Source organism: Paenibacillus ihbetae (assembly GCF_002741055.1).
Lineage (GTDB): Bacteria > Bacillota > Bacilli > Paenibacillales > Paenibacillaceae > Paenibacillus_AQ > Paenibacillus_AQ ihbetae.
In genome coordinates, this window is sequence record NZ_CP016809.1 from 6,066,742 (window position 1) to 6,087,352 (window position 20,611).

The window sequence follows — 20,611 nt, forward strand, 5'->3', positions numbered from 1 at the left end:
GCGGCAACGGAGGAATATCGATGAATTTAAACTTCACGCTTTCGGAGCAGAATTTCGCGGCAGCACGGCAAGTCATCGGAGAGGAGATCGACTATTGCGTCCCTGCCGACCTGTCGCTGGATGGGCGGCGGGTGGAGGGATACCTGGCGATCGGCAGCGGCAGGTGGGCGCATGTGCAGGACGGCCAAGTGCGGGATCACGGGAACATCGCGGACGCCTGCGATTATTGTCTGGTGCCGTTCGTTGGCAATGCGGTGCTTGAAGCTACGGAGAACGGGACGAAACGAATCATCGTCAGGGTGACGATGCAGCATGCGTCCAGGTACGGCTATATCGCCCAAATCCTGAACGATATGGCCGCCAATCGTCCCGTCCGGATTTATCGTGACGAAGGGGATCCGGTTTGCGCGGAATGCGGAAGCGCGCTCGTCCCGGGTACGCGGGTGTGTCCCAGATGCATGAGCAAGGCAGCTGCATTCAAACGACTGCTTCTTATATCCAAAAGGCACTGGCGAAGCTTGATGCTTGGACTAGGCGTCCTTATCGCTGCCTCGGCGCTGGCGATGGCCGGGCCATACTTCCAGAAGCTGCTGGTCAACGCGGCGTTGCTCCCCCCTTCCGGACATGAGGCCAGCCTAAGGGTATTCTGGCTTGCACTCCTTGGGATGCTGTTCACCCTGGCTTTCGGGGAGCTGCTCGGCATTGCCAGAAACCGGATCATGGCCAGCGTCAGTACGGGCATTGCGGCCGACTTGCGCAAAACGGTGTTCGATCGGATTCAGAGCATGTCGCTCGGATTTTTGACGTCCCAGCGAGCGGGAGACCTGATGAACAGAGTGACGGCCGATACGGACCGCATCCGCCACTTGATTCAGGAAATGTGCACGACGGCCATCCACCAACTGCTCATCCTGATCGCTTCAGCGACGCTGCTTTTTTCGGCCGATTGGCGGCTGGCGCTGATCGTGCTGCTTCCGGCTCCATTCGTTGGTTATTTGCACTACTATATTTGGAGGCATGTCCTAAACAGGCTGTTTCACAAGCAGTGGCGCATCTCCGACAAGGCAAACTCGTTTCTTCACGATGTCCTCAGCGGCATTCGGGTCGTGAAGGCCTTCGGCCAGGAAGAGCGGGAGATTCGCAGATTCCGGACATATAACGGCGAATTCGCTGCTGCTGCGTTGAAAAGCGAGAAGTTGTACAGCATTTTATCGCCGATCTCGAATTATTTGATTCAGATCGGCCAATATCTCGTACTTCTGATCGGCTGCTACATGATTATCGGCCGGGAGATGAACGTAGGCGAGCTGATCCAGTTCAGCGCTTATGCCGCCATGATTTTCGGGCCGATTTCCTGGCTGATGTTCATGCCGCGCTGGATCGCGAATGCGGTCATTTCGATGCATCGCGTATTCTCGGTAATCGACGAGCAGCCGGAAGTCATGGATGCAAACAACGCGGTGGGCCACCGGATTCGGGGCTCGATCGAGTTCCGCGACGTTTTTTTTGGCTATCGGTCGTATGAGCCTGTTCTGAAGGAGATCAACCTCACCGTGAAGCCGGGGGAGATGATCGGACTCGTCGGCCATTCCGGATCGGGCAAATCGACGACGATCAATCTGATTTCCCGTTTCTATGATGTAAACGAAGGGGAGATTCGGATTGACGGCATCGATATCCGGAAGATCCGGCAGGAGGATTTGCGCTCGCAAATCGGCGTCGTGCTGCAGGAGACGTTCCTGTTCAGCGGGACGATCGCCGAGAATATTCAATACTCGAAGCCTGGCGCGAAGCTGGAAGAGATTATCGAGGCGGCCAAAATCGCCAACGCGCACGATTTTATCATCAGCTTGCCTGACGGTTACGACACAAGGCTGGATGAAAACGGGAACAACCTGTCGGGAGGCGAGCGTCAGCGGATCGCCATCGCGAGGGCCGTGCTGAACGATCCGCGAATCCTCATTCTGGACGAGGCGACGGCTTCGCTTGATATCGAGACGGAAGCGGCCATCCAGGAGGCACTGAGACGGGTGACGAAAAATCGCACGACGATCGCTATCGCGCATCGTCTCTCCACGCTGCGAAATGCCGACCGGCTTATCGTCCTTGATAAGGGGCGGATCGCCGAAATCGGCACGCATCGAGAATTGATGAAAAAGCAGGGGATCTACTATAATCTGATCTCCGCCCAGCGCGGCATGTCCCGCAAGAGCGACCCTTCCGCGGTGGTATAACACTGCCAACATTAGGGCAGCCAGTGCATTGCAATGAAATGTTTCAGGTAATCTGGATGTTCATCGTAGGAGAAGGCTTGAAATACTATCTCCGTTAGGAGGGAAGAAGCAGCATATGGAAAATGATATTCACAGCGTTCTCTGCTATACGAGAGAACCGCTTGAACCTGAAATCTATTCCCCGAAGCTTGCATACAGCATGCATCTCGCTTACACCGATGACGGGATGATTTATCGGGAGCTTAATCATAACTCGGGGGTGCTGTTCGCTAAAGCCGCCGAGCTCTCAAACGGCACGCTGTCCGCCAAGAGTTTGAAAAATCCGTACCTGTTTCACATGGCTGACGGAAGCTTTGGCGTACTGGCCATTCGGACGGAAGCGGACGGTTCTCCCGATCAGCAGAGCAAGGGCTCGGTGCTGTTGTTCACTTCCCCGGACTTGCTGCAGTATCGGGAGCTCGGCCTGCTGAACCTAACGAACGGGCTTCATGTACAAGATATCATGTGCGATTATGAATATGCTTCCCGAAGGTATATTCTTCGTTGGCGTGAAGAGGACGGCAGGTATTATCAAAGGGAAATGACGGACCTGACATGCCCGGACGCCGCCGCCAACCCTAAGCCTTGCAAAGCCTTCACACTGAGCCCGAAACGCGTCGACATTGAAGGAGCATTGCCCCGCAATGCGATACGTGTATCGCGAGGTGTGGCACAGAGGCTGATTCATAAGCTAACGGTACCGGTTCATGTGCGTAATGAACTGCCGGAGCGTGTGGCCGTTACGTCCAAAGAACAGTTACAAGCCGTTAAAGTGACGGCGATATACAGTGATGGCACAACCGCGATTAAGCCGATTGATTGGGATGCGTCCGAAATCGATTGGAGCCGGCCCGGAACTTATCGCATTTCCGGAAGCATTCGGCAGGATCGCTTTACATTTCCGATAGCAACGAACCGTGCCGACCCTTGCATTGCGCAGTGGGACGGAAGGTATTTTTTTGTCGCGACCAATGATGCTGACGGCAACCATACGATTTCGATCCGGGAGTCGGATTCCATCATCGGTCTGGTCTCGGCAGAAGAAACCATAATTTTGGATACAGGCATGCATGATCATCTGAAGCGATTTTTGTGGGCACCCGAACTTCATGGCATCGGAGGGGAGCTGTATATTTTTCTTGCCGGCAGCAGCGGCGATTTCAAAGACATTCAGTCGCATGTTATGCGGTTAAAGAAGGGCGGCAATCCGAGTATGGCTGCGGATTGGGAGACGCCGATCCGGGTCGTCAGGCATGACGGAAGCCCGCTGTTTCAAGCCGGCATAACGCTGGACATGACCGTATTAGAGCGGAAAGGCCGTTTATATGCGCTCTGGGCTCAAAGGGAATTGATACCGCATGACCTGGGCTCGTGGATCTATATCGCCGAGGCGGATCCGAGGGAACCGTGGAGACTGATATCGGAGCCTGTCCTGCTGTCCAAGCCCGATTACGGCTGGGCGAACAATCAAACGTTCGTGGAGGAAGGACCCTTTGCACTCATGACAGACCGGAAAATCTTCGTGACGATATCCGGTGCTCTGGTCGATGCCACGTATTGCGTCGGCATGCTCAGCGTCAATTCTGATGCTGATTTGCTTGACCCGAACCAATGGACGAAGGGAAATTACCCGCTGCTAACCTCCAGAAGCGTGCCGGGCGAATACGGGCCAGGACACAATTCTTATGTGAAGGACGACGACGGAACGATCTGGAGCGTATATCACGCTCGTCCAGGCATCGGAGAGCCCCGCTGCTCGGGTCTCCGTCGCGTGCATTTCGACGTTGACGGTGAACCGATGCTGGGCTTGACGGAAGAGAAAGACTTGAACCCAGCGCTTGCGTCCGTATACCTGGATGTGCTGGTGGAAGCAATGGTGGAAGGTTGACGGTACAACAACTTTCTGGGTTTGTGCGAATTGACGAGAACGTGAAGAACAAAAGAAGCGCCGTGTTCCCGTGTGTGGGTACGCAGCGCTTCTTTTGCAATTTTGACGACGTGAACCCGAGGTTAATCCTTTGGCCATCCATGATGGATTCAGATTGGGCACACCGTTTAGCCGACGCTCATGCGCTTTCCACTTTCCGGCCGTTTGCGTTGGCCAGAGCATCAACACTTTTAGTAATTACAAATCGTGTTTAGTTTCTCTATGGTTCGTTTTCGCAAGCAGTTATATGATCTTGGTGAGCATCAAAATGAAAGCGCTGCATATTCATGCAACCAAAAATTAAGGGGGGGAATTAACGCATGTGGATGCGTAAGATCAGTCTGCTGTTCTGCAGCCTGATTCTGGTGATCATGACGGCATGCAGCAGCGGCTCGGGCGGCGACGCGAAGACAGTCGAGCCCGGCCAAGCGGAAGAGGCCGTCAACGCGCCTGCGGAAGCGACAAACGAGCAGCCGACAAACGAATCAAGCAGCGAGGAAGAATTAACCGGCACGCCGGAAATGGAATTTGATATGGGCGGCCGAACCATCAAATGGGTGTCCTGGTATGATGAATCGATTCAAGAAGACAATCCTGACAACATTAAACGGAAACGTAACTTGGAAGAGCTGATGAAAAAACATAATTTTAAAATGGAATACGTGATCGTGGATTTCGGCGAGTACCAGGATAAGGTGACAGCCTCGCTGGTGGCGGGAGAACCGATCGGCGACATCATCCGGGTAGCGAGGCCATGGATGATTCCGACGCTGGTCAATCAAGGTCTGTTCGCGCCGGTGGATGAATACACGAAGAACGAGAAGGTATTCATCCAGCAGTACACGAACGAGTACTCCCAATACGAAGGAAGGGGCTACGGGTTCAGGACGGGCATCAACGGCGCGTCATCCGGCATTTTCTATAACCGCACGTTAATGAATCAATTGGGCATGAAGCCATTGCAGGAATACGTCAACGAGGACAACTGGAACTGGGATACGTTCATTCAGGTCGCGAAAGAAGCGAACAAAGATTCCAATAACGACGGCAAATTGGATATTTGGGGGCTTGCATCCGCTTCCTTGCTGGTTCCCGCAATGGCCTCGAACGAAGCGAATCTGGTCATTCTCGATAAGCAAGGTCTTGAGGATCCCAAAACCTTGGAAGTGCTGAACTTCTTGTCGCGCCTCGCAACCGAGTCGGTTGGGAGACCAACGGAAGGGGGAGACTGGACCGAGCCGGGCCAATTTTTCCGCCAAGGCAACACATTGATGGTTGCAGGCAGCGATTATGAAATGGAAAACTTCAAGCAGGACATGCCGGATTACGATATCGGATTTCTCCCATTTCCGAAAGGGCCAAGCGCATCAAGCTATCATTCGCATAATACGATCCCGAATTACCTGACGATTCCAAGCGCCGTGGAGCATCCCGAACGTCTGGTTTATATTTATGAAAAAATCAACGATATCGACTCGATCTACGACTATCCGAAACAATCTACACTGGAGACTTTATTCAGCAACGAGGACGATATTCAGAATGCCAAGCTGGCCGGTGAGAGCATTAAAGTGATCGATACCGAGAGCGGATACCCATCGATGCCTTATTACGAATTTATAGGGGAAATCATGGAAGGCATCCCGGTATCGACGGTCGTCGAGAAATATAAAGGGCCGTTCCAGGCAGCGATTGATGCGGTTTGGAAAAAGTAAACGTGGTCTCAAAATGGAATCACAGCCAGTCCTCCCGTCATTTTGAAGGGATGAGTCAGGTACGCTGTTACAAATGGAAGCGATTCCAAGTCAATGCTTCTTAACGGCAGACGGTGGATAGCCTTTCGCTTCCTTGAACACTTTGCTGAAATAGGAAAGATCTTGAAAGCCGCAGGATTCGGCGGCTTCCGTCACGGTAACGCCGCCGGCCATCAGCATGTGCTCAGCGTTATTCACGCGTATCCGCTGCAGGTATTCCTTGTAGGTCGAACCGGTATTCTTTTTGAATAGTTTCCCTAAATAAACGGGATGGAGGTTGAACTGCTCGGCGAAGTCGTTAAACGACAAGTCTTCCGCATAGTGTTCTTCGATGATGGCGGTCAGCTTCTTGATTCGCGGGTCCATATGCATGATCGTTTGGCGATGCATGCCGTGAAGCAGCCGGTGGAGAATGAGTTCGAACAATGCACGGGCATGGATCATATAAAACGGTTGTTTATTCATCCACACGTGGTTGAACTCCCGGATGTAGGCAAGAATCTCCTTGGTGATCAATTTCTTCGTAACGACGCCAAACGGAAGCCGGATATGATTGTGCGGCTCGGCCCAGAAGAAATTGAACGGATACGCATGCATGGGAGATTCCTTGAACGTATGGGCTTCCCGTACGCTTCCCCCCGGAACGTACACCAGATCGCCCGCCTCAACTGCAAATTTGTTGCCGTCAATGTAGTAGTTTGCCCGGCCATCAACGACGAACGTCAAATCGTGAAACCCGATCCGGGCCTTCTGGATTCTCCAATCCGGATAACATCTGCGGTCCACGAACAGAAAAATATTCGGTACGAGATGTGGGTGATATTCAAGCTCCATGCGGATATCGCCTCCTTTTTAAACAAATTGTAATGTCCACATGAACATTTACAACCTGTGGTTGGATGGTCTTTTCCCAATGTATCGCCGCTTGATCATGTGAAATCATCCGTTAAGAAAGGGAAGGGTCCAATGATTACGTTAACCGGATTTTCAGACGAGATATCCCCGGATTTGGATGTTCAGCTGGATGTCCTGGAATCCGAAAGCATCCGTTATCTTGAGCTTCGAGGCGTTTGGGGCAAAAATGTGCTGCAGTTGACGGAAGAGGAAGCGTTGACCGTGAAAGAACGATTAGCGGAGCGGAGGGTCGGAGTCTCCTCGATCGGCTCGCCGATCGGGAAAATCCAAATCACCGACGACTTTGAAACCCATCTCGAGGACGCTCGGCGCGCCGTACGTCTAGCCAAGTTTTTCCAGGCGCCTTTTGTACGCGTGTTCTCCTTTTACATTCCGGACGGGGACTACGAGAAGCATCGGCCTGAAGTGATACGGCGCATGCAACGACTCGCTCAATTGGCTGAACGCGAAGGCGTGGTTCTGCTTCATGAGAATGAAAGCCATATTTATGGAGACACCGGCGAGCGATGTTTGGATCTGCTTCAAACGGTTTCATCCTTCCATTTGCGGGCAGCCTTTGATCCGGCGAATTTCGTGCAGTGCGGCGTGAAGCCCGTCAATGAGGCCTATCCACTGGTAGGCGATTATACGTCGTATATTCATGTGAAAGACGCCATCATGGGGAAGGGGACCGTCGTACCTGCAGGCGATGGCGACGGCGAGCTCCGCGAGCTCATTCATGAGCTCAGCCGCAGGCGATTTTCAGGGTTTATGTCGTTGGAGCCGCATCTGCGGGCCGCCGGAACATTCGAGGGATTCACGAATCCGGGGCTTTTCGTTGCGGCATCCAAAGCGATAAAGCGATTGTTAGCGGAGCAAGGAATGGAATGGAATTGACAGGCTGAATATGGATTCAACACGTGACCTTGGTTTGAGGAGCCAAAAAATTCGAGAGGAGCTTTCTCATGAATTTACGGTTTAAGAAATACTTATGCGTATGTTTGTCTCTTGCCATCGCTTTGTCCATTCTGGCTGCACCTGGCAATACTGCCGCAGCCAGTGATGCCGTCATCAATGTCTCCTCGGAGAAGCAAGTGATTCGCGGCTTCGGAGGCATCAACCACCCGGCATGGATCGGCGATTTGACGGCGGCGCAGAGGGATACCGCTTTCGGAAACGGAATGAACCAGTTAGGTTTTTCGATCTTAAGAATCTACGTGCATGAAGACCGAAATCAATGGTACCGTGAGGTGGAGACGGCCAAACGGGCCATTGCCCTTGGAGCCATCGTATTTGCTTCCCCATGGAATCCTCCGGCCGATATGGTTGAGACCTTCAACCATAACGGCGATACGACGGCAAAGCGGCTTCGTTACGACAAATATGCCGCGTATGCCCAGCATCTTAACGATTTCGTAACGTACATGAGAAACAATGGCGTCGATCTGTATGCGATATCCGTTCAAAACGAGCCCGATTATGCACATGACTGGACGTGGTGGACACCGCAGGAAATGCTTCGGTTTATGAAAGAAAATGCCGGATCGATCAACACGAGAGTCATCGCGCCGGAATCGTTCCAGTATCTGAAAAATATGTCGGATCCGATTTTGAACGATCCCCAGGCGCTTGCCAATATGGATATTCTCGGCGCTCATCTGTACGGGACCCCGATTAGCAATTTCGCTTATCCGTTATTCAAACAAAAAGGAGCGGGCAAAGATCTCTGGATGACGGAGGTATATTACCCGAACAGCGACAACAACTCGGCGGATCGCTGGCCCGAAGCCCTTGATGTGTCTTACCATATCCACAATGCGCTGGTAGAGGGAGATTTTCAAGCCTACGTGTGGTGGTATATCCGCAGATCTTACGGTCCGATGAAGGAGGACGGCACGATCAGCAAACGCGGCTACAATATGGCTCATTTCTCCAAATTCGTCCGCCCCGGCTATGTCAGGGTGGATGCCACGAAAAATCCTGAATCCAACGTTTACGTATCAGCCTATAAAGGTGACAACAAAATCGTTATCGTTGCGATTAACCGGAGCAGCGCCGGGGTCAATCAGAACTTTGTACTGCAAAACGGATCGGTTTCGCAGGTATCAAGGTGGATCACAAGCGGCAGCAGCAATCTACAACCCGGTACGACTCTCAACGTAACGGGGAGCAACTTCTGGGCCCATCTTCCCGCGCAGAGCGTTACGACCTTTGTAAGCGAACTCAGGCGGTAATTTATCGTCCAAGGTGTTGGTATCAATAATAAGCAGCAGTTTTAACAAAGAGCTGTCTCCAGGTCATGCAGGCGACTTGGAAGGGCAGCTCTTTGTTCTGGGCAGGAATTAATCCGCAATTTCAGCCGTAAGCGCGGCTGGATGCATGAGAGGGAGCAAAGCAAGTTCTGGGCTCCTCCTATTCCCTAGGCGATGGCTCCGGTGTTATTCTATTGCCTTGTAAGGAGTTGGCGTCACTTCGCTCCCAGCCTATAGCCTTGGTAAGCAATTGTACCCCGAGGAAGGAATTGTACCTTTTTCTTGCGAACAGTCAAGTGTATCATCGTATTGCTTTACTTTGAAAACGCTTACTATTGAGGAGGGTACGTATGCAGCGTTTATGGTCCAAGTTCTCCCCGGTATTCCGCAGATTTCTTATTTCCTACTTGATTGTGCTCTTGATCCCCCAAATTGCAGGCTATGCATCGTACAGGACTTCGATTGAAGTGGCGAAAGCAAGCTCAATCGAAAACAGCCTGAGTTCCTTGAATCTGGGAAAAGAGATCATCGAGCGTCATCTGGTGGAGGTGGAAGCCTTCACGAAGCAGCTTGCGATCAATCAGGATCTATATCGTCTGATCGCTGATCCCAAGCCGCTCGACAGCAACAACGTTTACGGCTTGGGACGTATGCAGCGCAGCCTGTCCATGTACAGCAGCACGAATGATTACCTCTCCGATTTCTTCATCTACATACGTAATTATAACGCCATTATTACGCCGAATACCGTCTATTACCGGCCCGAGCATTATTACGAGGCGAATCGGCTTGAAGGGTTGACGTTCGAGGAGTGGGAGGAGGCCGTATTGAAAAAACCGCATCTAAACGAGATGATGCCGCTTAAGAAATATAGGCGGGAAATCCGCGACACGGTGTTTGTCGAGACGCCTGCCGTCACGTTTCTGCAATCGATTCCGCTTAACAGCTTTAACAATCCGCAGGCGATGATCGGCGTACTGATCGATGAAGATCATATGGGCAGCCTGCTGCAAAATATCGTGGACCAATACGGGGGCTGGGCGTTGGTTGCGGACCGGGAAGGCAGCTTGATCTTGTCCAGGGGCATCGGAGAAGAGGAGGCCAAGCGCTTCACCGCAGCTTCTTCCGATGAGAACGGCGAGGTCAGCCCCACGGGAGACGGACGGCTGTTGATCTCCATCCGGTCCGATCTGAACGGCTGGACCTATATGGCCGGAATACCGGAGCAGGCGCTGATGACGAAGGCCGATAGAATCCAGCGGGTCACGACGACGTTTACGCTGACTGCGCTGTTCATTGGCTTGCTGATTGGACTTGTCCTCGCTTACCGGCACAGTGCAAAGGTCCAGTCGCTCCTGTCCGTGTTTCGCGAGCAAAACCACATTTCCCGGGAGAAGATCGGCAACGAGTACGATTTCCTGGCCGGCAATATCGCGGCTCTGATCGCTAACAACAAATTGCTGGAGTCCTCACTGAACGATCAGCTCCCGCTGCTTAGGGATGCGTTTATCAAACGGCTGCTGACCGGCGACTTCTATACGCTGCGGGAGCTCGAGGCGGTCTCTAGTCAGACGGGAGTCCCGCTCCGCGGCGAGCAAGGACGCGCAGGCATTCTGAAAGTCGCCGGATATGGCAGTGCCGACAGCGAAGAAATCATCCAGGAACTCAGCGTTGCCCGGTTGATCGTCCGGCAGGCTTTGAGCCGGCTGGAACCCGATGTGCTGGTTACGGACTGGGGTTCGGACCAGATCGCTTTCGTGCATCCGATTGCCGAAGAGGCGCTGGACGTCTTTACTCGCCGCCTGGATGCCGGTTTGCTTGAACTGGTCGATGCCGTATATCGGCAGCATCGATTGTCGATCACGATCGGGCTGGGTTCGGCGTTCGAAGCGTGGAACGGCGTGGCCGACTCTTTCAACGAAGCGCAGCAAGCGCTGGAATATGCCGTTCACACCGGGGCAGTCGGCATCACCCGGTTTGAGGATGCGATGAAGGCAACGGAGCTGTACTATTATCCGATTGAATCCGAACAGCGTATGCTCAATACACTCAAGGCGGGTGAGCTCGAGGAAACAAGCCGCCTTCTTGACCAGCTGTTCAGCCGGAACTTCGAAGAGAGGGAGCTGTCGTACGATATGACGCAGCAGCTCGTGATGGAGCTCAAGGGAACCTTTCTGAAGCTGGCCGAACAAAGAATATTCCACGACGAGTCGCTCACCGACCATATCAAAGAGCAGATCGCTGCAGTTGCGACGACGGACGGGATCGATCAGCTCAGGGAGCGATTCGGGCAGCTCATTCAAGAGATCTGCATGGATGTCCGGAAGAAAAAATGCGACATGCATGCCGAGACCGTGGGTGAGATTATCCGCTACATCCACGAGCGTTATTCCGACGCCGAGCTGACGCTTTATCGTATCGCGGAGCATATTGGGAAGCCCGAGAAATATATATCCCAAATGTTCAAGGAGCATACGGGAACGAATCCTTCGGATTACGTTGAACTGGTGAGGATCGGCAAGGCGGGCGAGCTGCTGCAGCAGAACCTTTTGACGATTGACGAGATCGCCGCGCAGGTAGGGTATAACAGCGCGCATTCGTTCAGGAGGGCCTTCAAGCGGGTTCGCGGCGTGTCGCCGAGCACATTTCGGCAAATGGCCGATTAAGGAAACGGCGGATTCGTCATCTTTAACGATAGGGTTGGTCTGCATCTGCTTAATGCATGGATGAACGTTTTGACAGACTTTTTTTATCGTATTCGCCATATGAAAAAAACGCGGAGCATCAAGGCTTGGAAAGCATCCGTTTCCGAAATTGTACGGCCAGGGAGAAAGTGTGCCTTTACGGCGCGGAGCGTGCAATTTTATGATTACGCACAAGAAAGCGCTGCCAAATAAGTTCTGGCTTCATTGGCAGCTGCCCATTGAAGGAGGGATGGAACTGAGTACGCTATTTTCCAAGTTCAAAACGGTCAGAGCCCCGAGCAATACACGCTCGGAAATCGGGAGATTTGCCTCCCGAAGCTTCAGAAGACATTGGCAGCTGTATCTGCTGGTCATTCCGCCGGTCTTGTATTTCATCATCTTCAAGTACTTGCCTATGGCAAACGCCGTGCTTGCCTTCAAAAATTATAACGTGGTGAAAGGGATATGGGGCAGCCCATGGGTCGGCACGCAGTACTTCGAGATGTTTTTTCGCAACCCGGCGTTCGCGACGCTGATCAAAAATACGCTGTACATTTCGTTCTATCAATTGATCGTCGGGTTTCCGATTCCGATTCTGCTGGCGTTGGCTTTGAACGAGGTGAAGAGCGCAAGGTTCAAAAAAACCGTACAGATGGTCACCTATGCGCCATATTTCATCTCCACAGTGGTCATGGTGTCCATCATCATGCTGTTCTTGTCCCCGCGTCTTGGGATCGTGAATACCATTGCCGGCGCGCTTGGTTTTGAAGCGGTCAATTATCTTGGAGAGCCGGGCATGTTCCGCACGATCTACGTGCTGTCCGACGTATGGCAAACCATGGGCTACTCCGCCGTCATTTATCTTGCTGCTCTGGCTGGCGTGGACCCGTCCTTATATGAAGCGGCCAAGGTGGACGGCGCCAATCGGTTCCAGAAGATCCTGAATGTCGATCTTCCTGGGATCTTGCCGGCAGCGGTCATCATTCTGATTCTCAGCGTAGGCAACATCATGGCGCTCGGCTTCGAAAAAATGTACTTGCTGCAGAATCCGCTGAACCTGTCCACGTCCGAGATCATTTCCACGTATGTGTACAAAATCGGATTGCTGAACGCGAACTACAGCTTCGCCACGGCGGTCGGATTGTTCAATTCTTTGATCAATCTGGTGCTGCTCCTTGTCGTCAACGCCATTGCCAAGCGGGCTTCCAATACAAGCCTTTGGTAGATATGAAAAAAGGAGTGAGTGACATGAACGCATTGCGGTCCAGTTCCGGAAGCCGCCGGAGCGTGAGGATCAAGGAGTCGCTGGGAGACCGCATCTTTCTGACCGTGACCTATATCTTGCTGACCTTGGTTCTAATTGCCGTCCTGTATCCGCTTATTTACATCGTAAGCTCATCACTGAGCAGTCCGAGCGCCGTCTCTGCAGGCAAGGTATGGCTGTGGCCGGTCGACGTATCCTTTGCAGGGTACGAGGCGGTGTTCCGAAACGGCCAGGTGCTGACAGGCTATGCCAATTCGCTGTTTTATACCGTTGCAGGCACGTTCATCAGCGTATCCCTGACGATCATGGTTGCATACCCGCTGTCGAAGAAGTCGTTTTTCGGCCGCACGCCGCTTATGGTATTCATTACTTTCACCATGCTGTTCTCCGGCGGATTGATCCCGACCTATCTGGTCGTCAAATCGATGGGCATGATCGATACGCGCTGGGCGCTGCTTATTCCGAATGCCGTGTGGGTGTGGCAGGTCATTATCGCCAGAACCTTCTTTCAGACCTCGATCCCAGATGAGCTCTCCGAGGCGGCGGATATCGACGGGTGCAGCGACATCCGCTACATTTTCAGCGTCGTTCTTCCGCTAGCCAAACCGATCATCGCCGTGCTCTCGCTTATGTATGCGGTGGGGCAGTGGAACGCTTATTTCGATGCCCTGATTTACTTGAAATCGCAATCGCTCTATCCGCTTCAGCTCATTCTCCGCAGCATTCTCATCTTGGGCAGCGGAACGGGCAATATGGACGCCGGGGAGATGGTGAAGCAGCAGCAAATGGCCGAGCTGATGAAATACTCGCTCATTGTGGTGGCAAGCCTCCCGGTGCTGGTGATCTATCCGTTCGTACAGCGTTATTTTGTGCAGGGCATGCTGATTGGCTCCGTGAAGGGCTGATCCCGGGCTGCTCTCATTGTGTTGCTTGACCAATTCGTGAGGAGGAGATTGATTTGAGAAAAACAGGAACCCGTCTGCTTGTACTCATACTGATGCTTGGTTTGGTGCTTGCCGGATGCTCCGGCGGAAACGACAACGAAGGAAGCGAAGGGACAGAAGGCGGCTTACAGGATTCCGGTGAGAAGGTTACGATCAACGTATTTGCCCATCAAAGCTCGGATGTGGATCTGAAGACCAATAAGTTTACGAAAAAAATGGAAGAGCAATTCGGCATCAAGTTCAACTGGACAACCGTTCCGTTCGATGGTGCGGCCGAAAAACGCCAAATTTCGCTTGCTTCCGGCGACTATCCGGATTTGTATATGCTTATTCCTTGGGTGGACCGTTTCTCGCAGACGGACTTGCTGAAGTTCGGGCAGCAGGGGGTGATCATTCCGCTTAACGACCTGATCGAAGAGCATGCTCCCCACATTAAGGAAGTGCTGGAGAACAACGAATATTATAAAGCCATGAACACGGCTCCTGACGGCAAGATTTACGGATTGACCGGCTTAAACGAATGCTTCCACTGCTCATACCCGAATAAAATGTGGATCAATACGAAGTGGCTTGATCAGCTCGGACTTGCGCAGCCGACGACGCCGGAAGAATTCAAAGCGGTCCTTGAAGCCTTCAAGACGCAGGATCCGAACGGAAACGGCAAGGCGGACGAAGTGCCGCTCAGCGGATCCGTCGAAAATTTCGGCGTTCACGTGATTCCGTATCTCATGAACGGCTTTATTTACAACGACGACAGAACGTATCTCATCATGAAGGAGGGCAAGGTCGACACCGCGGCGAACAAACCGGAATGGCGGGAAGCGCTGGCCTACATCAAATCGCTGTATGACGGCGGACTCATTGACCCGGGGGCGTTTACGCAAAATGCAGGCGCGTACAAAAAAATCGGGGATAACGCCGACGCACAGCTTTTGGGTGCCGGAGCAGGCATGCATCCCGCGCTGTTCTTAACCACAGGAGAAGATGCACCCTACAGCAAGGACTACAACCCGCTTCCGCCTCTGCAAGGACCGCACGCCAATTATGCAACGTTCAACTATCCGATCGATCCGGGCGCATCCTTCGTTCTGACGAATAAAGCGAGCAAAGAGACGCAGATCGCCGCCATTAAAATGCTGGATTATTTCTATACGCAAGAAGGGGCAATGCTCTCCTATCTCGGTGAAGAGGGCAAGAGCTGGCGCAAGCCGCAGGATGGAGAAATCGCGCTGAACGACAAAGTGGAGCCGCTCTATAAATCGATCCCGCTTGAATCCGGGGAGCAGCCCCGCAATGACAGCTGGGGGGCACTAACCCAATATAACCATCACCGGGCATACCGCGATGCCGAGGTTCAGGGGACGGATATTTACGCGAACGATGGTTACGAACGCCGCCTGTACGAGGCAACGTTACTGATGGAAGGCAAGGAGCCGAAGGAAATATTCCCCCACTGGGCGCTGTGGGTTGATCCGTTGGTCGCTGATGAAGCCAGCATGATGCAGACCAACATCAAAGACTATGTCGACCAGAACGCTTTGCTGTTCATTACCGGCGCCAAGAGTCTGGATAAAGATTGGGAGGATTACGTGAAAGGACTGGAGGGCTTGAACATGCAGCGTTATCTTGAAATCATGCAGGCCGCCTACGACTCATCGACGATATCGAAGTAGACTGCGGCGCGGTAAGCTCGGATTCATGGGGGCAGGAGCCTAGCGCGCAGGAAGCGGGGCTCTTGTTCCATCATGCATCCGGGGGTACGAAAAAACATGAAGCTTCGCTAAGTCAAGCCTGTCCGGGCGCTCATCAGCTGCCATGCGAGGCTCGACAGCCCCTCCACGAAGTCTTCGGGGCCGTGATATCAAAATAAGGTACAAATATGCGAGATTCGGCAATTTTTATTCTTCGATCGGATCGTTACAATGAGGTGGAATGCAGGTGGCTTGTGGGGGCATGGAATCCTATCCGCATGATTGGAGAATCGACTGTAACGATTAAACGGATGGATTACGCCCGATATACCGGTGCAAACTTTGACGATTTGTCTTTCGGCATGGTGATGGAGCTGAAATTGTGCAATCTATAAAGCGGATTGGAGGAGAAACATGACAAGCTGGATTAGCAAGGAACAGAAGCATCGCTTGTGGTATAGGAAACCGGCGGCCGAATGGAACGAGGCGCTGCCGATCGGAAACGGCCGTCTGGGCGCGATGATTTTCGGCGGCACGGCGGAGGAAAAGCTGCAGCTCAACGAGGATTCCGTATGGTATGGCGGCCCGCGCGACCGCAATAACGAAGACGCGCTGCCTCATTTGCCCGAGATCCGCAAGCTGATTATGGCGGGAAGACTGCGGGAGGCGGAGGAGCTGGCAGCGATGACGATGGCGGGGCTGCCCGAAGCGCAGCGACACTATATGCCGCTTGGCGATCTGCTGTTGTCGTTCGGCCATCATGATCAGCCTGCCGACGAATATGTACGGGAGCTCGACTTGGAGAACGGCATATCCCGGGTCAGCTATCGGATCGGCGAGATCAGGTATACGCGCGAGCTGTTCGCCAGTTATCCGGATCAGGCGATCATGATCCGGATATCCGCCGACAAACAGGGGGCCGTCTCGTTCAAAGCCCGGTTCAACCGCCGAAACTGGAGATACCTGGAGAAGACGGTCAAATGGAAGGAAAGCGGGCTGGTCATGCGCGGGGACTGCGGCGGCGAAGGAGGCAGCTCCTTTACCGCAGTATTGAAAGCGGTCTCTGAGGGCGGCGTATGCCGCACCCTTGGGGAGTATTTGCTGGTGGATGGCGCAAGCTCGGTGACGCTGCTGGTCGCAGCCGGAACAACGTTCCGGCATCCGGATCCCGAGCTTGATGCCAAACGGCGGCTGGAGAGTCTGAGCCGGGTTCCGTATGCCGAACTGCTAGCCCGGCATGTCGCCGATTACCGCGAGCTGTACGATCGGGTCGAGCTGAAGCTGCCCGAGAATCCGGACAAAACCGTCCTGTCGACCGACGAACGGTTGAAGCAGTTTCAACAAGGAGAAGAGGACCACGGCCTGATCGCGACTTATTTTCATTTCGGCCGGTACCTGCTCATTGCCTCCAGCCGGCCGGGCTCTTTGCCCGCGAATCTTCAGGGCATCTGGAACGACAGCTTCTCCCCGCCGTGGGATAGTAAATTCACGATTAATATCAATGCACAGATGAATTATTGGCATGCGGAAAATTGCAACCTGGCCGAATGCCATGAGCCGTTGTTCGAGCTGATCGAACGGATGCGCGAGCCCGGTCGGGTGACAGCACAAGTCATGTACGGCTGCCGCGGCTTCACCGCGCATCACAATACGGATATTTGGGCGGATACGGCGCCGCAGGATACATATCTTCCGGCTTCATTCTGGCCGATGGGTGCCGCCTGGCTGTGTTTGCATCTGTGGGAGCATTACCGGTTCGGTCAGGACCGATATTTTCTGGCGCAGGCATACGAGACGATGAAGGAAGCGGCGTTGTTCCTGCTCGACTATTTGATCGAGGACGGCGAAGGGCGGCTGGTCACATGTCCTTCCGTCTCCCCGGAGAACCGGTATAAGCTGCCAAACGGCGAGACGGGGGTGCTCTGCGTCGGAGCCGCGATGGATTTTCAGATCATCGAAGCGCTGTTTGATGCCTGCATCCGGAGTTCGGAAATCATGGGTAGGGACGAGGCGTTCCGCGAGGAACTCGGGGACGTGCTGAAGCGTCTGCCCAAACCTCAAATCGGCAAATACGGCCAAATTCAGGAGTGGATGGAGGATTACGAGGAGGTGGAGCCGGGGCACCGCCACATCTCCCATCTATTTGCCCTTTACCCGGGCGATGGCTTTAGCTTGGAGCGAACGCCGGATTTGGCTGAGGCCGCCAAGACAACATTGGAACGCAGGCTTGCCAGCGGCGGGGGGCACACCGGCTGGAGCCGGGCATGGATCATTAACTTCTGGGCACGTCTGCAAGACGGAGCTAAAGCTCACGACAATGTGAGAGCGCTCCTGGAGCACTCCACGCTGACGAATCTATTCGATGATCATCCGCCATTTCAAATCGACGGCAATTTTGGCGGGACGGCAGGCATCGCCGAGATGCTGCTGCAAAGCCACGACGGGGCAATCCGGCTGCTGCCGGCTGTACCCGATTGCTGGAGCGAGGGCAGCGTCAAGGGGCTGAGGGCAAGGGGAGGTTATACCGTCGACTTCGTTTGGGCAGAGGGCAAGGTTACGGAAGCCGTCGTCACTTGCGCAGCTTCCGGCCCTTGCCGGCTGGAGGCTCCCGGCTTCGAGCCCGTAGCGTTTGTGGGCGAGAATGGACGTTCCTATACGTTCTATAGCAAAGAGACGGTAGCGGATCGGTAAATGGATGGTTTTCTACAGGACATTCGCTATGCCATGGAATCCGATGACCATGCTGGCGAGTCGAGTCAAGAAACTCCCGCAATATTCAGCTAACAAAGCACAAGATAGGACGAGTAAAGGCAGGGAAATCCAGATATACTGGACTTGCAAACGCATACTACGTCAAATGGGAGTGGTAAATCAACATGACGAATTTATTGCGCATCGGAACGCTGGTTGGCGGCGGGGACGCTGTTCGGGTCATCCCTCAGATCGCGCACCACGGCTTTGAATCGTTCGGCCTTACCTTCTGGCAGACGACAGGCGCTACCGATCTTGTGGAGACGGCCAAGCGGGTTCGTGAGCTGCAAGCTGAACACGGTTTTATCGTGTCGACGCTCGGGATCTTCGGCAATCCGCTGACCGGAGAAGGCGGTAATGCCGATACCTTGGCGAGCTGGGAGCGTCTGATCGATCATGCCCATCTGTTCGGTACCGATATCGTTTCCGGTTTTACCGGACGATTGACGGGCGAACCCATCGACGCCTCGATTCCGCAATATGCAAAGGTGTTCGGCGAGCTGTCCAAAAGAGCGGCGGATCGGGGCGTCCGCATTGCGTTCGAGAACTGCGACATGGGCGGGACATGGGAGACGGGGGATTGGAATATTGCCCATAACCCGACGGCGTGGGAGATGATGTTCAACGCCATCCCTTCGGAACATATCGGCCTGCAGTGGGAGCCCTGCCATCAGATGGTGTCTCTGATCGATCCGATTCCGCAGCTGCGGAAATGGGTGGATAAAGTATTCAACGTCCACGGCAAGGATGCGACGATTGCTTGGGATATCGTGAGGGAATATGGCATTCACGGGCCCAAGCCTTATGTATGGCACCGAACCCCGGGATTCGGCGACACCGACTGGACCAATATCATTACGATTTTGCGGCAGGGCAATTATCAGGGCACGATCGATATCGAAGGCTGGCACGATCCGGTATATAACGGGGAGCTTGAGATGACCGGACAGGTTCACGCACTTCATTATTTGAAGCGCTGCCGAGGTGGAGATTTTGTACCGAATCCGGTGTGAGTGCGACTAAATTGATTCGCGGAGAAAGAACCTGGGCAGGTCGTTTGTTCAGGTTCTTTTTTCATGGAAGGAATGGACGAGCATTCCATTATTGATTGTATAAAAATCCATATGAGTGTATTATAACTCCTATCCGACTAGGTTAGGGGTGGTAACAATGGATGATAAGCGGATTGAGGAAATGACGTTAAATGCCTGGCCGGCATTCCAAACGATCGTCCGTAACGGGTGGCTGCTCCGGTTAGCGTCCGGTTTCACGAAGCGTTCCAACTCGGTCAGCGCGCTCTACTCGGAGCCGTCAGTTGATCTGCATGAGCAGATTCAATATTGCGAACGCGTATACGCAAGAGAAGGTCTCGACGTTGTGTTTAAAATAACGCCGTTCAATCCGCCTGAGCTCGATTCGATTCTAGAGGAGCAAGGCTACTCCGTTCTTGACCCCACGAGTCTCAAAGTGCTGGATAGTCTGGACCATGCGCCCGCTCCGACATATCAGGACGTGACCGTCTATGAACAGTTGAGCAGCGAATGGATGGATGACCTGACTGGGATTACGGGGCTCTCGGCAAGAAACCGGGAGATTAAACAGCAGCTGTTCAGCCGCTCTTCTATCCCTTACGGCTTCTTTACCTTATATGATCAAGGCAGGCCGGCGGCTTGCGGAATCGGCGCGCTGGAGGAGAACGTTGTGGGGATATTTGATATTGCAACCGCGCCTGCGTATAGAAAGCGGGACTATGGCACGCAAATCTTATTACATATTCTTCAATGGGCAAGAGTAAAGGGGGCGACCAGCAGTTATCTTCAAGTCGTCCAAACGAATCTTCCGGCTAATCGGCTATATGACCGGCTGCATTACCGGGAATTATACGCTTATTGGTACCGGGCGAAGCATGTTGAATGAAGTGCTCTACCCGCGATGCTAGGTATTTCGCAAGCAGAGTGTAGAAGTAAGTTGAAGCTTCGTGACCCAGGGGTTACTCAATCGGCCGATCGGTTGTATAATCATGGGAGAAGCTAACCTGAAGACCCGGTCTTAGATAAGCTGTCTAAGACGGGTCTTTATTTCAAGTCGGCGTTGGTCTGCCATGCTATCGGTACCAATGATGGGGGGATGAGTGTGCAGGTGGCCGCTTAGCCTTCCGACCGTAAGGGAGTGTTCGA

At 53.3% G+C, this 20,611-nt stretch carries 14 protein-coding genes; 13 read left to right on the forward strand and 1 reads right to left on the reverse strand.

Going from position 1 to position 20,611, the window contains the following annotated elements:
- Positions 1 to 20 precede the first annotated feature (20 nt).
- From BBD41_RS27235 to BBD41_RS27245, 3 genes are all read left to right on the forward strand, one after another.
- Entirely contained in the window at positions 21 to 2,234 is a 2,214-nt protein-coding gene (locus tag BBD41_RS27235; protein WP_099479779.1) for an ABC transporter ATP-binding protein, read from the forward strand.
- 115 nt (positions 2,235 to 2,349) lie between these two features.
- Positions 2,350 to 4,161 (forward strand): family 43 glycosylhydrolase, encoded by a 1,812-nt coding sequence (locus BBD41_RS27240; protein WP_099479780.1) that lies wholly within the window; start codon positions 2,350 to 2,352, stop codon positions 4,159 to 4,161.
- Positions 4,162 to 4,520: 359 nt separating this feature from the next.
- Complete coding sequence (locus tag BBD41_RS27245; RefSeq protein WP_099479782.1) at positions 4,521 to 5,915, forward strand: ABC transporter substrate-binding protein; 1,395 nt, start codon at positions 4,521 to 4,523, stop codon at positions 5,913 to 5,915.
- Between the two features lie 90 nt (positions 5,916 to 6,005).
- Here BBD41_RS27245 and BBD41_RS27250 read toward each other — a convergent pair whose 3' ends face one another.
- Positions 6,006 to 6,788 (reverse strand): AraC family transcriptional regulator, encoded by a 783-nt coding sequence (locus BBD41_RS27250; protein WP_099479784.1) that lies wholly within the window; start codon positions 6,786 to 6,788, stop codon positions 6,006 to 6,008.
- Between the two features lie 132 nt (positions 6,789 to 6,920).
- On the opposite strand from BBD41_RS27250, the gene BBD41_RS27255 reads away from it, so the two are divergent.
- From BBD41_RS27255 to BBD41_RS27300, 10 genes are all read left to right on the forward strand, one after another.
- Positions 6,921 to 7,745, forward strand: a complete 825-nt coding sequence (locus BBD41_RS27255; protein ID WP_099479785.1) for a sugar phosphate isomerase/epimerase family protein — start codon at positions 6,921 to 6,923, stop codon at positions 7,743 to 7,745.
- A 68-nt stretch (positions 7,746 to 7,813) separates the two neighbouring features.
- A complete protein-coding gene (xynC, locus tag BBD41_RS27260; RefSeq protein ID WP_099479787.1) occupies positions 7,814 to 9,082 on the forward strand; it encodes a glucuronoarabinoxylan endo-1,4-beta-xylanase XynC in 1,269 nt (422 codons plus the stop codon).
- A 368-nt stretch (positions 9,083 to 9,450) separates the two neighbouring features.
- Positions 9,451 to 11,766, forward strand: a complete 2,316-nt coding sequence (locus BBD41_RS27265) for a helix-turn-helix domain-containing protein (RefSeq protein WP_099479789.1) — start codon at positions 9,451 to 9,453, stop codon at positions 11,764 to 11,766.
- A 199-nt stretch (positions 11,767 to 11,965) separates the two neighbouring features.
- On the forward strand, positions 11,966 to 13,009 hold the full coding sequence (locus BBD41_RS27270) for an ABC transporter permease (RefSeq protein WP_237086935.1): 1,044 nt from the start codon (positions 11,966 to 11,968) through the stop codon (positions 13,007 to 13,009).
- A gap of 23 nt (positions 13,010 to 13,032) precedes the next feature.
- Positions 13,033 to 13,953, forward strand: coding sequence for a carbohydrate ABC transporter permease (locus tag BBD41_RS27275; RefSeq protein ID WP_077566713.1), 921 nt, complete (start codon positions 13,033 to 13,035; stop codon positions 13,951 to 13,953).
- Positions 13,954 to 14,006: 53 nt separating this feature from the next.
- Positions 14,007 to 15,665 (forward strand): ABC transporter substrate-binding protein, encoded by a 1,659-nt coding sequence (locus tag BBD41_RS27280; protein WP_077566712.1) that lies wholly within the window; start codon positions 14,007 to 14,009, stop codon positions 15,663 to 15,665.
- Between the two features lie 206 nt (positions 15,666 to 15,871).
- Positions 15,872 to 16,078, forward strand: coding sequence for a hypothetical protein (locus BBD41_RS27285; RefSeq protein ID WP_099479791.1), 207 nt, complete (start codon positions 15,872 to 15,874; stop codon positions 16,076 to 16,078).
- 19 nt (positions 16,079 to 16,097) lie between these two features.
- The gene (locus BBD41_RS27290; RefSeq protein ID WP_099479793.1) at positions 16,098 to 18,374 is read left to right on the forward strand and encodes a glycoside hydrolase family 95 protein; all 2,277 of its coding nucleotides are present in this window, start codon (positions 16,098 to 16,100) and stop codon (positions 18,372 to 18,374) included.
- A gap of 185 nt (positions 18,375 to 18,559) precedes the next feature.
- On the forward strand, positions 18,560 to 19,447 hold the full coding sequence (locus tag BBD41_RS27295; protein ID WP_099479795.1) for a sugar phosphate isomerase/epimerase family protein: 888 nt from the start codon (positions 18,560 to 18,562) through the stop codon (positions 19,445 to 19,447).
- A 157-nt stretch (positions 19,448 to 19,604) separates the two neighbouring features.
- Positions 19,605 to 20,351: a GNAT family N-acetyltransferase gene (locus BBD41_RS27300; protein WP_099479797.1), complete on the forward strand. Its 747-nt coding sequence runs from the start codon at positions 19,605 to 19,607 to the stop codon at positions 20,349 to 20,351.
- Positions 20,352 to 20,611 lie beyond the last annotated feature (260 nt).

What these genes read in the sequence shown, in the direction of transcription:
- BBD41_RS27235 (WP_099479779.1), top strand. Translation starts at nt 21, where the DNA reads ATGAATTTAAACTTCACGCTTTCGGAGCAGAATTTCGCGGCAGCACGG.
- BBD41_RS27240 (WP_099479780.1), top strand. Translation starts at nt 2,350, where the DNA reads ATGGAAAATGATATTCACAGCGTTCTCTGCTATACGAGAGAACCGCTT.
- BBD41_RS27245 (WP_099479782.1), top strand. Translation starts at nt 4,521, where the DNA reads ATGTGGATGCGTAAGATCAGTCTGCTGTTCTGCAGCCTGATTCTGGTG.
- BBD41_RS27250 (WP_099479784.1), bottom strand. Translation starts at nt 6,788, where the DNA reads ATGGAGCTTGAATATCACCCACATCTCGTACCGAATATTTTTCTGTTC.
- BBD41_RS27255 (WP_099479785.1), top strand. Translation starts at nt 6,921, where the DNA reads ATGATTACGTTAACCGGATTTTCAGACGAGATATCCCCGGATTTGGAT.
- xynC (WP_099479787.1), top strand. Translation starts at nt 7,814, where the DNA reads ATGAATTTACGGTTTAAGAAATACTTATGCGTATGTTTGTCTCTTGCC.
- BBD41_RS27265 (WP_099479789.1), top strand. Translation starts at nt 9,451, where the DNA reads ATGCAGCGTTTATGGTCCAAGTTCTCCCCGGTATTCCGCAGATTTCTT.
- BBD41_RS27270 (WP_237086935.1), top strand. Translation starts at nt 11,966, where the DNA reads ATGATTACGCACAAGAAAGCGCTGCCAAATAAGTTCTGGCTTCATTGG.
- BBD41_RS27275 (WP_077566713.1), top strand. Translation starts at nt 13,033, where the DNA reads ATGAACGCATTGCGGTCCAGTTCCGGAAGCCGCCGGAGCGTGAGGATC.
- BBD41_RS27285 (WP_099479791.1), top strand. Translation starts at nt 15,872, where the DNA reads ATGCGAGATTCGGCAATTTTTATTCTTCGATCGGATCGTTACAATGAG.
- BBD41_RS27290 (WP_099479793.1), top strand. Translation starts at nt 16,098, where the DNA reads ATGACAAGCTGGATTAGCAAGGAACAGAAGCATCGCTTGTGGTATAGG.
- BBD41_RS27295 (WP_099479795.1), top strand. Translation starts at nt 18,560, where the DNA reads ATGACGAATTTATTGCGCATCGGAACGCTGGTTGGCGGCGGGGACGCT.
- BBD41_RS27300 (WP_099479797.1), top strand. Translation starts at nt 19,605, where the DNA reads ATGGATGATAAGCGGATTGAGGAAATGACGTTAAATGCCTGGCCGGCA.